Source organism: Streptomyces sp. R-07 (assembly GCF_049913175.1).
Taxonomy (GTDB): domain Bacteria; phylum Actinomycetota; class Actinomycetes; order Streptomycetales; family Streptomycetaceae; genus Streptomyces.
Window position 1 is genome coordinate 3,527,730 of sequence record NZ_CP183978.1, and the last position, 12,025, is coordinate 3,539,754.

Here is a 12,025-nt window from a genome sequence, read left to right on the forward strand (position 1 = left end):
GAGCTGCTGTGTGAAAAAGCTGTTCTTCGGACGGTACCTCAGCATCGTCGCCCGCGACCGCCTTCCCGTGGTTCAACGGAGGGAAGGCGGTCGGGGTTCCCCGTACGAGGAGGCTGTCAGCCGCCGTACACGTGCGGGGCGAGCGTGCCGACGAACGGAAGGTTCCGGTACTTCTCGGCGTAGTCGAGGCCGTAGCCGACGACGAACTCGTTGGGGATGTCGAAGCCGATCCACTTCACGTCGATGGCGACCTTCGCGGCCTCCGGCTTGCGCAGGAGGGTGCACACCTCGAGGGAGGCGGGCTCGCGCGAGCCGAGGTTCGAGAGGAGCCAGGACAGGGTCAGGCCGGAGTCGATGATGTCCTCGACGATCAGGACGTGCTTGCCCTTGATGTCGGTGTCGAGGTCCTTGAGGATCCGGACGACGCCCGAGGACTGGGTGCCGGCGCCGTAGGAGGAGACGGCCATCCAGTCCATGGTGACGGGAGTGGAAAGGGCGCGAGCCAGATCCGCCATCACCATCACGGCGCCCTTGAGGACGCCGACGATGAGCAGGTCCTTGCCCGCGTATTCCGCGTCGATCTTCGCGGCCAGCTCTGCCAGCTTGGCGTCGATCTCTTCCTTGGTGATGAGCACCGACTGGAGGTCGGTGCCCATGTCCTTCTCGTTCACCCGGGTCACTTTCGTTGCAGCGTGCGTCAGCCTTGCCGGATGACCAGTCTGCCACCCTGGCGGCGGGCTTCGACGCGGCCGGGCAGGTTGATGGCTCCCTGGCCGCGCCAGCCGGTGATGAGCCGGTCGACTTCCTCGATGTGGCGGGCGAAGAGGGAGCCGGCGGGGGCGCCCTCGGCGATCACGGCGCGGCGCAGGACTCGGCGGCGTACGGCGGGGGGCAGCCCGAAGAGCTTGGCGCATTCGAGGGCGCCCGCCTCGTCGCGTACGGCGGTCTCGGCGTCGGCGGCCCAGGTGTCGAGGGCGTCGGCGTCGTCGCGGGAGAGCTGGGCCGTTCGGGCGAGGGCTTCGACGACGCCCTTGCCGAGGGCCTTCTCGAGGGCGGGGAGGCCCTCGTGGCGGAGCCGGGAGCGGGTGTAGGCGGGGTCGCTGTTGTGCGGGTCGTCCCAGACGGCGAGTTCCTGCGCGATGCAGGCCTTGCGGACGGTCTGGCGGTCGAGCTGGAGGAAGGGGCGCCGGTAGCGGCCGGAGGTGCCGGAGACGGCGGCCATGCCGGAGAGGGAGCGGATGCCGGAGCCGCGGGCGAGGCCGAGGAGGACGGTCTCGGCCTGGTCGTCGCGGGTGTGGCCGAGGAGGATCGCGGCGGCGCCGTGGCGCTCGGCCGCGGCGTCGAGGGCGGCGTACCGCGCGTCGCGGGCGGCGGCTTCGGGTCCTCCTTCGCGGCCGACGGTGACGGTGACGGCCTCGACGGGGGTGAGGCCGAGGGCGGTCATGCGTCCGGCGACCTCGGCGGCTCGGGTGTCGGAGCCGTCCTGGAGGCCGTGGTCGACGGTGATGCCGCCGGCGCGTACGGGGAGTTTGCGGGCCTCGAAGGCGAGGGCGGAGGCGAGCGCCATGGAGTCGGCGCCGCCGGAGCAGGCGACGAGCACGAGCGGTTCGGAGCCGGTCGTGTGGTCGGTGAGGACGTCGTGGAGTACGCGGCGGACCGCCAGGCGTATCGCCGCGACCGCAGGATGGGGACCCATGTCCGGTGCCCTTCGTGATGGGGGTGGGGTGCCTCGGTCGGAGTCTTAACGGTCGGAAAGGGGGGTTCGGTCACTCAGAGTGCGTCGATGGTGACAGAAACCCGGCCGTTACCCGAGCATTGCACGCCTCACCCCATGCCCAGGGTCCCTCGGATGGGTGATTGGTGGGGTGTTCTCACGTGTTCTGGTGCCGTGTGCCGCTCCTGTCTCAGGAGTCTGCCTTACGGTGCACCCTCGCGATCCAGTCGGCGGGGGCGGCGATCTCGGTCTTGGTGGGGAGCGTGTTGGGGGAGGTCCACACGCGGTTGAATCCGTCCATGCCGACCTCGTCGACGACGGCGCGGACGAAGCGCTCGCCGTCGCGGTACTGGCGGAGCTTGGCGTCGAGGCCGAGGAGCCTGCGCAGGGCGAGGTCGAGGCGGGAGGCGCCGCGGGCGCGGCGGGCCTGGAACTTCTCGCGGATCTCGGCGACGGAGGGGACGACCTGGGGTCCTACGCCGTCCATGACGTAGTCGGCGTGGCCTTCGAGGAGGGACATGACGGCGGTGAGGCGGCCGAGGATCTCGCGCTGCTCGGGGGTCTGGACGAGTTCGACGAGGGAGGGGGAGGGTTCGCCCTCCTCGCCCTCGGGGCGGCCGCCGGCGAGGGTCTGGGCGGCTTCGCGGAGGCGTTCGACGACGGTGCCGGGGTCGACGTCGGTGGCGGCGAGGAACGACTGGATTTCGCCCTGGAGGTGGTCGCGGAGCCAGGGGACGGCGGTGAACTGGGTGCGGTGGGTCTCTTCGTGGAGGCAGACCCAGAGGCGGAAGTCGTGCGGGGAGACGTCGAGTTCGCGTTCGACGTGGACGATGTTGGGGGCGACGAGGAGGAGCCGTCCGCCGCCGTTCGCGCCGGCGGGGAGTTCGCGGGTGGCGGGGGCGAAGGTCTCGTACTGGCCGAGGATGCGGGAGGCGAGGAAGGACAGCAGCATCCCGAGCTCGACGCCGGTGACCTTGCCGCCGACGGCGCCGAGGACGGCGCTGCCGGGGGTGGTGGAGCGGCGGTCCTGCATCTTGCCGAGGAGCGGGGTGAGGAGTTCGCGGAATCCGGCGACGTTGGCCTTGATCCAGCCGACGCGGTCGACGACGAGGACGGGCGTGTCGTGGAGTTCGGCGCCCTCGGGGATCATCCGGGTGTAGGCGCGGACGTGTTCCTCGGAGGCCTTGGCGTGCCTGCGGAGTTCGGCGACGACCTCACGGGCCTCGTCGCGGCTGACTTCGGGTCCGGGCCGCACGAGGCGGGTCGCGGTCGCGACCGCGAGGTTCCAGTCGACCATCCCGGATGTGCCTGCGCCACCGATGCTCGTCATGCGTCAACCGTACGGGCTCGGCGCCTGTCGGGTGCGTGTTCGTCCGCGGTCAGTTCTGACCGGCGAGGGCGGCGGAGAGCCGGTCGAGGGCGGGCTGTGCCTGGTCCGGGGAGACGGTGCGGCCGGCGAGGAACGCGAAGGCGAGGAGGCGTCCGTCGGCGGTGACGACGGTCCCGGCGAGCGTGTTGACGCCCGAGAGGGTGCCGGTCTTGGCGCGGACGAGTCCGGCGCCGGCGGTGGCGGGGTCGGAGCCGAAGCGGCCGGCGAGGGTGCCGGTGAAGCCGCTGACGGGCAGTCCGGTGAGGAGGGGTCGCAGCGCGGGGCGGGCGGGGTCGGCCGCTCGGGTGAGGAGTCCGGTGAGGAGGGCGGCGGAGACGCGGTCGCGGCGGTCGAGTCCGCTGCCGTCGGTGAAGCGGGCGCCGGCGAGGGGGAGGCGGAGCCGGGTGAGTTCGTCCCGTACGGCCTTCTCGGCGCCCTGGAAGCTCGCGGGCTGCTTGTGGGCGAGGGCGGTCTGCCGGGCGAGGGCCTCGGCGAGGTCGTTGTCGCTGTGGGTGAGGGTGCGCTCGACGAGGTCGGCGAGGGGGGCGGAGTCCGTACGGGCGAGGGGGGCGGCCTTGGGGGTGCGGCCGGGGGCCGGTTCGCCGGTGATCTTGATGCCGGCCCGGGTGAGGAGGTCCGCGAAGGCGCCGGCGGTGTCGCGGGCCGGGTCGGCGGTGCGGGGGGCGGGGCCGCTGCTGCTGTCGTCGAGGCGTCCTTCGCGGGTCATGAGGGCGACGACGGGCGCGATGTTCTCGTTGGGGCCGATGGGGTGGAGGGCGGGGCCCCGGTAGAGGCTCGTGTCGTAGGCGAGGCGTACGGATGTGTGGCCGCGGGCCTTGAGGGCGCGGGCGGTGTCGTCGGCGAGGGCCTTCAGGCGGGCCGGGTCGAGGGTGGGGTCGCCGCCACCGGTGAGGGTGACGGCGGCGCCGTCGGGGGCTGCGGTGACGGTGGTGGGGATGCGGTGCTCGGGGCCGAGGGCGGAGAGCGCGGCCGCGGCGGTGGCGATCTTGACCGTGGAGGCGGGCGTCATGGGGGTGGCGGCGCCCTCGCCGTACAGCTGCTTTCCGGTGGCGGTGTCGACGACGGAGGCGGTACGGAGCGGGCCGAGGCCGGGGTCGGCGAGGAGCGGCACGAGGACGGCGGCGAGGTCGGCGGCGCGTCCGGCGGGGGCCGGGGCGTGCAGGGCCGTGAGGACACCGGGGGCGCTGGGGGCGGGCGCGGGCCGGCGGGGTGCGGCGGGCGCCGGGGGCGGGGCGTGATGCGTGCCACCTGTCGCGGGGGCGGCGGCGCGGGCCCGCTCGGCCGTACGCTGGCCACCGTCCCATGGTCCGGCGACGGTCACCGCTGCGGCGGCCAGGGCGAGACCGAGGGCGGCGGAGCCCGCCGTGAACTGCCACGTTCTCGGCTCCGGCATTGCTGACCAGCCCCTTTCGCGATCACACACGTGCGTGAGGGACACTTAATCACCGCGCGTCGTCGCGAGCATTCACTTGTGTTGATTCAGGAGGAGCCACCCGTGGAGTTCGACGTTCTCATCGAGATCCCCAAGGGATCGCGGAACAAGTACGAGGTCGACCACGAGACCGGTCGCATCCGTCTGGACCGTCGTCTCTTCACCTCGACGGCCTACCCGACCGACTACGGCTACGTCGAGAACACCCTGGGTGAGGACGGCGACCCGCTGGACGCGCTCGTGATCCTCGACGAGCCGACCTTCCCGGGCTGCCTGATCAAGTGCCGCGCCATCGGCATGTTCCGCATGACGGACGAGGCCGGCGGCGACGACAAGCTGCTGTGCGTGCCGGCGACGGACCCGCGCATGGAGCACCTGCGGGACATCCACCACGTGGCCGAGTTCGACCGCCTGGAGATCCAGCACTTCTTCGAGGTCTACAAGGACCTGGAGCCGGGCAAGTCGGTCGAGGGTGCCGACTGGGTCGGCCGCGCCGAGGCCGAGGAAGAGATCGAGAAGTCGTACGCGCGCGCCAAGGAGCAGGGCGGCCACTGAGCCCCTGCCCCTCTGTGAGGGCGTGATCGTGTGAAGGCGGTGTACCTCTTGGGGTGCACCGCCTTTCGCACATCCGTCGCGCCTTCATACTGGAATCCACGATTCCCTGGGGATGAGGCGGAGAGAGTGGTGGCGGAGCCGGAGGACGTTGCTCCTGAGGACCGGAAGCCGCAGTCGGACGAGGCGCGGAGCGCGTTCGTGCCGCCGGCCGGGGTGGAGCAGCCCGCGCCGCCCGAGGAGGAGCATCCGACCTCGGAGTTCGCCCTTCCCCCGGGGACGACGACGGAGCCGCCGGCCGAGCAGGAGGGGTCGGCGTTCGCGACGCCCGCTGCGTATTCGGCGGCCTCGACGCAGAACTCGCCGCCGGCCTTCACCCCGGCGTACGGGGTGCCGCTCGTACGGCTCTCGCAGGACGCGCCGTGGCAGGACCGCATGCGGACGATGCTGCGGCTGCCGGTGGGTGAGCGGCCGGTGCCGGAGTCGCTCCGCAAGGAGGACGAGTCCGGGCCCTCGGTGCCGCGCGTGCTCGACCTGACGCTGCGTATCGGCGAGCTGCTGCTCGCGGGCGGGGAGGGCGCGGAGGACGTCGAGGCGGCGATGTTCGCGATCTGCCGCTCGTACGGTCTGGACCGGGTCGAGCCGACGGTGACGTTCACGCTGTTGTCGGTCACCTATCAGCCCTCGCTGGTGGACGACCCGGTCACGGCGAACCGGACGGTACGCCGCCGGGGCACGGACTACACGCGGCTCGCGGCGGTGTACCAGCTGCTCGCCGACATCAACGCGCGGGCGCACGAGGTGACGCCCGAGGAGGCGTACCGGCGGCTCGCGGAGATACGGCGCAACCGGCACCCGTATCCGGGCTGGGTCCTGACGGCGGCGGCGGGCGTCCTGGCCGGTGCGGCCTCGGTGCTGCTCGGCGGCGGTCCGACGGTCTTCTTCGTGGCGGCGCTCGGCGCGGTCCTCGGCGACCGGCTCGCGTGGCTGTTCGCGGGGCGTGGGATGCCGGAGTTCTACCAGTTCCTGGTGGCGGCGATGCCGCCGGCGGCGATGGGGGTGCTCCTGACGTTGCTGCACGCGGACCTGCGTCCGTCTGCGGTGATCACCGGTGGCCTGTTCGCGCTGATCCCGGGGCGGGCGCTCGTCGCGGCCGTCCAGGACGGTCTGACCGGTTTCTACATCACGGCCTCGGCCCGGCTCCTGGAGGTCGCGTACTTCTTCGTCGCGATCGTGGTGGGCGTGCTGTCGGTGCTGTACATCGCGGTGCAGTTCGACGCGCAGCTGAACCCGGAGGGGGCGCTGCGGGCGGTGGAACGGCCGGTGACGCAGATCCTGGCGTCGATGGTGCTGTGCGCGACCTTCGCGATCCTGCTCCAGCAGTCGCGGGCGACGGTGCTGTTCGCGACGCTGAACGGCGGGGTGGCGTGGGTGGTCTACGCGTCGATCGCGGTCACCGCCAACGGCTCGGCGGTGATGGCGACGGCGGTGGCGGCCGGCCTGGTGGGGCTGTTCGGGCAGTTGATCGCCCGCTACGAGCACACCTCGTCGCTGCCGTACGTGACGGCGGCGATCGGGCCGCTGCTGCCCGGTTCGGCGACGTACTTCGGGGTGCTCGCGATCGCCCAGCACAACCTGGACCAGGGCTTCGCCTCGCTGGCGAAGGCGGCGGCGCTCGCCCTGGCGATCGCGATCGGCGTGAACCTGGGGAGCGAGCTGGCCCGCCTCTTCATGCAGGCCCCGGGCGCGGCGGCGGCGCGGCGCGCGGCGAAGCGCACCCGGGGTTTCTAGCTTCGGTTGCTGCGGTCCTTGCGGTTCCTGCGGTTCCTGCGGTTCCTGCGGTCCTTGCGGTTCCTGCGGTCCTTGCGGTTCCTGCAGCTCCTTCGGCTCCCGCGGCTTCCCTAGCGCTTGGCGTGGCGGCCGCGGGAGCTCTGCGGGTTGGGGGTGCCGGGGGCGTCGTGGTCGCTGTGGGACGGGTCCTTCTTCGCCTTGGAGCGGGCGCGGAGCAGCTCGATCGCGACCGGGACCACCGAGATCAGGACGATGCCGACGAGGATCAGCTCGATGTGCTGGTGGACGAACTCGACCTTGCCGAGGGAGGCCCCGAGCAGGGTCACGCCCGCGCCCCACAGCAGGCCGCCGATGAGGTTGAAGATGATGAACGAGCGGTAGTTCATCTTGCTCACGCCGGCGATGATCGGCGTGAACGTCCGGACGATGGGGACGAAGCGGGCCAGGATCAGCGACTTGGGGCCGTGCTTCTCGAAGAACTCGTGCGCCTTCTCGATGTTCTCCTGCTTGAAGAGCTTGGAGTCGGGGCGCTTGAAGAGGGCCGGACCGACCTTCCGGCCGAAGAGATAGCCGACCTGGTCGCCGATGACGGCGGCGGCCACCACCAAGGTGCACACCACCCACAGCGGCGTGTCCAGCTTGCCCGTGGTGACGAGCAGGCCGGTGGTGAACAGCAGCGAGTCGCCGGGCAGGAAGAACCCGATGAGGAGGCCGGACTCGGCGAAGACGATGACCAGGACACCGATCAGACCAAAGGTCTGGATCAGATAGTCCGGGTCCAGCCAGCTCGGTCCGAGGGCAAGCGTGTTCACGGGTTCCGGGCTCCTGCGGTCGGTGGGGGCTTGGGGGACGGCTGGCCCCAAGCTATCAACGCGGGCCGGAGGCGACCGGTTCCACCCGGCCCCCACAGGATGCGGACGGGGCCCGCCGGCCCGAGTCTTGGGGGTCAGGAGGTGCATGCCGATGGGCATCGACGAGTACGGGGGCGGCCAGGGGCCGCACCCCGAGGTGCTGGTCGTGACGACGAACGACGTGCCGGGCTTCGAGGTCCGGCAGGTGATCGGTGAGGTCTTCGGGCTCACCGTCCGCTCCCGCCATCTGGGCAGCCAGATCGGCGCGGGGCTGAAGTCGATGATCGGCGGGGAGCTGAAGGGTCTGACGAAGACCCTCGTGCAGACCCGCAACCAGGCGATGGAACGGCTGGTGGAACAGGCGAAGGCACGCGGCGCGAACGCCGTGCTGATGTTCCGCTTCGACGTGACGGAGGCGGCGGACGTGGGCACGGAGGTGTGCGCGTACGGCACGGCGGTGGTGATCGCACCACGTACCTGAGCCGGTGGTCCGTCAGGCCCGCACCGCGCGCCCGGGCCGGCCGGGCTTCTCCGGTCGGGCCGCGCGGCGCCCTCCGGCGGGAGCGCCCGGCACCGTGCGCGAACGGTGCCGGGCGCGGTCCGTCAGGCCGCCAGGCGTGCGGCGTTCGCCCGGACGGCCTCGCGCAGGTGCTCGGGGAGGCCCGGGTGGATCGCCTCGTAGAACGCGTGGAAGTTCTCGTCGGCGACGTACATCTCGGCGAGCTCCACGTGCGTCCTCGGGTGGCACTCGAAGAACCAGGTGGTGAGGTGGCGGCGGTGGGCCTCGGCGAGGTCCATCGCCTCCTCGGACCCCGGGTCCCGGCCCTCGTCCATCAGGGCGGCGTAGGCGGCGCCCCAGGCGTCCACCTCGTCCTTCATCCGCTGCCACTCCTCCTTGCCGTACCCGGCGGCGCGGGCCTGGGCCTGCTCGTGCGAGTGGGAGCCGCCCCAGCGGCGGGCGGTCTCCTCCGCGAACCGCTCGGGGTCCTTCTCCCCGAAGACCTCGAACTTCTCCTCGGGCGTGAGGTTGATACCCATCTTCTTCGCCTCCATGGCGTGCTCGACGGCCGCCGCCATCCTCCGAAGCTCGCCGATCCGCGCCGTCAGCAGGGTGTGCTGGCGCCGCAGGTGCTCCTGCGGATCGGCGTGCGGGTCGTCGAGGAGGACGGCGACCTCTTCGAGGGGGAAGCCGAGCTCCCGGTAGAACAGGATCTGCTGGAGCCGGTCGAGGTCCGCGTCGTCGTAGCGGCGGTGCCCCGCCGTGCTGCGGCCGCCCGGTGAGAGCAGCCCGATCGCGTCGTAGTGGTGCAGGGTGCGCACCGTGACCCCGGCGAAGCCGGCCACCTGTCCCACGGAGTAGCCCATCGGCCGTCCGCCCTTTCTCTGTCGGTACGCCGTTCAGCCTCGGTCCTGACGCGACGTGAGGTGCAAGTGCGGGCCGGGACGTCGGCCGGACCGCCGCTGTCGCCGTCCGGGGTGTAGTTCGCGTTGCCGTTCGGAGCCCGTTCTGGGCATTGCGGGGCTTTTGCACACTTATGGTGGGGCGGTGGCCACTGATCATGCTCCGTCTCCCGTGGAGGCGTCCGCCCGGCTCCTGCTCCCCCAGATCCTGCCCGCGCTCCTCGTCGGGGTGGGGGCGAGCCTGCTGTTCCTCGGGATCAGCGCCCTCTCGGAGCAGTTCCAGCACGTGCTCTGGAACAACCTCCCGGACGCCCTCGGCATCGGCGGCTACTCCTCCCTCTGGATGATCGTCATGCTCACCGCGGCGGGGATCGCCGTCGGGCTCGTCGTGTGGAAGGTGCCCGGACACGCCGGACCCGACCCGGCCTCCGAAGACCTCGGCGACGCGCCGCTCGCCCAGGGGGTCGTGCCGGGGCTGCTGCTCGCCAGCACCCTCACGCTGGCCGGCGGCGTCAGCCTCGGCCCCGAGAACCCGATCATCGCCGCCAACGTCGCCCTCGCCTACTGGCTCGGCCGCAAGGCGGCACCCGCCGTGCCGGGCGCGGCCTGGGTCTCGCTCGCCTCGGCCGCCACCATCGGCGCCCTCTTCGGCACACCGGTGGCCGCCGCCCTCGTCATCTCCGAGGCCCTGGCCGGCCAGCCGGGCCGCGGCTCCCTCTGGGACCGGCTCTTCGCCCCGCTCGTCGCCGCCGGCGCCGGCTCGATGACCACCCAGCTGCTCGCCGAGCCCAGCTTCGACATGGGTCTCCCGCCGCTGACCGACCCCGGCTTCGGGGACCTCCTCGCCGCCCTGGTGATCGCCTCCGCCGCGGCCGTCTTCGGCCTCGCCGCCTGCTACCTCTTCCCCCATGTCCACGCCGGCTTCGGGAGGCTGCGGCACCCCATGCTGGTGCTGCCCCTCGGCGGCCTCGCCCTCGGCCTCCTGGGCGCCCTCGGCGGCCATCTGACCCTCTTCAAGGGCCTGGAGGAGGCCAAGGAGCTCACCTCCTCGATCGGCGGCTGGTCCTCCGGCGAGCTGGCCAAGCTGGCCGTCGTCAAACTCCTCGCCCTCCTCGTCGCCGCCTCCTGCGGCTTCCGGGGCGGCCGGATCTTCCCCGCCGTCTTCATCGGCGTCGCCTTCGGGCTGTCCGCCCAGGCCCTCGTCCCCGAGGTCCACCCGGCCGTCGCCGTCTCCTCCGCCGTGCTCGGCGTCCTGCTCGCCACCACCCGGCAGGGCTGGATCAGCCTCTTCACCGGCGCCGTCCTCGCCTCCTCCCCCTCGATGCTCGCCCTGCTCTGCCTGGCCTCGCTCCCCGCCTGGCTGATCGTCACCGGCCGCCCGCAGCTCGAACTCGACCACGAGGGCAACTCCTTGCGCTGACCCGTCAGCGCCCCGGGCCCTCGTCGTTCCGCAGCAGGGTCGCCGGGATCCGTACGGTCGTGGTCCTGCCCGCGCCGTGGGGGCCGGGCAGGCCGTGGACGGTGCCCCGCCCGACGGCGAGGTCGAGAGCCTGTCCAGCCCCGCCGACCGGTGTCAGGTCGCGTACGGGTTCTCCTCGCCCTCCGCGAGGACCCCCACGAAGGGGTCGCCCTCGCCCGCGAACACGTACGCCCCGCCCTCGATCCGCTCGATCAGGCCGAGGGTCCACTCCTTGCCGGCGTCCGCCGAGTGGACCCACATGTGCATGATCTCGCCGATGTGCCCGAGCTGCTCGGGGCCGCCCTCCGGCGTGTAGTACCCCGTGACCGACGTCCGCCACTCGTCGAGCGCCCGCACCCGCCGGCGCAGCAGCTCCGCGGCCTCTTCGCGGGGCAGGTCCACCATGAAGCCGATGGCCGCCGACAGGACGTCCATCTTCTGGTCGTACGTGGTCAGCGCCTCGCGCAGCAGCACGAAGTACTCCTCCGTACCGCGCTCCGTCAGCTCGTACTCGACGCGCGGCGGACCGCCCACCGCGCTCGGCGCGACCTCGTGCGCGTGCAGCAGTCCCTGCTTCGCCATCTGCTTCAGCGCGTGGTAGATCGAGCCGGGCTTGGCGTGGGACCACTCGTGCGCGCCCCAGTACTCCAGGTCGTTGCGCACCTGGTAACCGTGGGCGCGGCCGTGCTGCTTGACCGCGCCCAGGACGAGAAGACGGATCGCCGACATCCCGCGTACCTCCTGGTCAAGTTTGCCCAGGGTACGCGCGGGGGGTCACCGCCCCTGCTCCTCCGCGACCAGGGCGAAGGATCCCTTGCCGTCCAGGGACTCGCGGATGATGTCCGCGTGGCCGGCGTGCCGTGCGAACTCCTCGATCAGGTGCAGCAGCATCCATCGCATCGACACGCGCCCGTCCTTCGGGAACCAGGGCGCGGGCGGCAGCGGGAAGGTGTCGTCCAGGCTGGGGACCGCGAGGGTGAACTCCTCGGTCTCCTTGGTCACGCCCTCCCAGAACTCCAGCACGTCCGGGATCGTCTCGTCCTCGACGAGACGGAAGCTGTCGCCCCAGGTCTCCTCGCTGCGCTCCCGCTCGTTCGGCCGCTGCTGGGCGAGCCGAAGCCAGTTGAGCTCGACCTCGGCGACGTGCTTGACCAGGCCGGAGAGGCTGAGCTCGCTGGCGCTGGGCCGGCTCGCCGCCTGCTCCTCGGTGAGCCCGAGGAGCGAACGGCGGAGCGCCGCGCGCTGGGTCTCGACGAAGTTGAGGATCGCTCCGCGCTCGTCGCCCTGAGCCTCCGAGGGAACGTGAGTCACCATGATGTCCGCCTTCCGTACGCCTACGCAGTGGGTGCCGGGGGAGGCCCGCGCCTCTCTTCCCGACACCCGTCAACCTACGGACGCTTGCGGACAGATTCGGTCCTCAATGTCGAAGTTCCTC

Annotated in this window: 12 protein-coding genes; 4 read left to right on the forward strand and 8 right to left on the reverse strand. The window is 71.9% G+C overall.

The genetic code is table 11. The features are described from left to right. Positions 1-116 precede the first annotated feature (116 nt). The 4 genes from hpt to dacB all read right to left on the reverse strand — a co-directional run bounded on the left by hpt (position 117) and on the right by dacB (position 4,497). Positions 117-656: a hypoxanthine phosphoribosyltransferase gene (gene hpt / locus ACN9M0_RS15945; RefSeq protein WP_030219931.1), complete on the reverse strand. Its 540-nt coding sequence runs from the start codon at positions 654-656 to the stop codon at positions 117-119. A 41-nt stretch (positions 657-697) separates the two neighbouring features. Further along, complete coding sequence (gene tilS / locus ACN9M0_RS15950) at positions 698-1,696, reverse strand: tRNA lysidine(34) synthetase TilS (RefSeq protein ID WP_399699421.1); 999 nt, start codon at positions 1,694-1,696, stop codon at positions 698-700. 208 nt (positions 1,697-1,904) lie between these two features. Next, positions 1,905-3,044 carry a zinc-dependent metalloprotease gene (locus tag ACN9M0_RS15955; RefSeq protein WP_366036852.1) on the reverse strand — a complete coding sequence of 380 codons (1,140 nt, stop codon included), beginning with the start codon at positions 3,042-3,044 and terminating at the stop codon, positions 1,905-1,907. Positions 3,045-3,093: 49 nt separating this feature from the next. Then, entirely contained in the window at positions 3,094-4,497 is a 1,404-nt protein-coding gene (gene dacB / locus ACN9M0_RS15960) for a D-alanyl-D-alanine carboxypeptidase/D-alanyl-D-alanine endopeptidase (protein WP_399699419.1), read from the reverse strand. A gap of 102 nt (positions 4,498-4,599) precedes the next feature. Here dacB and ACN9M0_RS15965 point away from each other — a divergent pair, with 102 nt between their 5' ends. Both ACN9M0_RS15965 and ACN9M0_RS15970 read left to right on the forward strand, forming a co-directional pair. Next, positions 4,600-5,091 carry an inorganic diphosphatase gene (locus tag ACN9M0_RS15965; protein ID WP_024758444.1) on the forward strand — a complete coding sequence of 164 codons (492 nt, stop codon included), beginning with the start codon at positions 4,600-4,602 and terminating at the stop codon, positions 5,089-5,091. Between the two features lie 126 nt (positions 5,092-5,217). Beyond that, entirely contained in the window at positions 5,218-6,879 is a 1,662-nt protein-coding gene (locus tag ACN9M0_RS15970; protein WP_366036854.1) for a threonine/serine ThrE exporter family protein, read from the forward strand. Positions 6,880-6,989: 110 nt separating this feature from the next. Here ACN9M0_RS15970 and ACN9M0_RS15975 read toward each other — a convergent pair whose 3' ends face one another. Continuing rightward, entirely contained in the window at positions 6,990-7,691 is a 702-nt protein-coding gene (locus ACN9M0_RS15975) for a DedA family protein (RefSeq protein WP_366036855.1), read from the reverse strand. Between the two features lie 151 nt (positions 7,692-7,842). Between ACN9M0_RS15975 and ACN9M0_RS15980 the strand changes: the two genes are divergently transcribed. Continuing rightward, entirely contained in the window at positions 7,843-8,211 is a 369-nt protein-coding gene (locus ACN9M0_RS15980) for a YbjQ family protein (protein ID WP_366036980.1), read from the forward strand. Positions 8,212-8,333: 122 nt separating this feature from the next. Here ACN9M0_RS15980 and ACN9M0_RS15985 read toward each other — a convergent pair whose 3' ends face one another. Further along, entirely contained in the window at positions 8,334-9,095 is a 762-nt protein-coding gene (locus tag ACN9M0_RS15985) for a MerR family transcriptional regulator (protein ID WP_366036856.1), read from the reverse strand. A gap of 181 nt (positions 9,096-9,276) precedes the next feature. On the opposite strand from ACN9M0_RS15985, the gene ACN9M0_RS15990 reads away from it, so the two are divergent. Then, the gene (locus ACN9M0_RS15990; protein ID WP_426403790.1) at positions 9,277-10,551 is read left to right on the forward strand and encodes an ion channel protein; all 1,275 of its coding nucleotides are present in this window, start codon (positions 9,277-9,279) and stop codon (positions 10,549-10,551) included. Between the two features lie 153 nt (positions 10,552-10,704). On the opposite strand, the gene ACN9M0_RS15995 is transcribed toward ACN9M0_RS15990, so the two are convergent. Further along, positions 10,705-11,319 carry a PadR family transcriptional regulator gene (locus ACN9M0_RS15995; RefSeq protein ID WP_366036858.1) on the reverse strand — a complete coding sequence of 205 codons (615 nt, stop codon included), beginning with the start codon at positions 11,317-11,319 and terminating at the stop codon, positions 10,705-10,707. Between the two features lie 45 nt (positions 11,320-11,364). After that, positions 11,365-11,904, reverse strand: coding sequence for a DinB family protein (locus ACN9M0_RS16000; RefSeq protein ID WP_366036859.1), 540 nt, complete (start codon positions 11,902-11,904; stop codon positions 11,365-11,367). Positions 11,905-12,025: the final 121 nt, after the last annotated feature.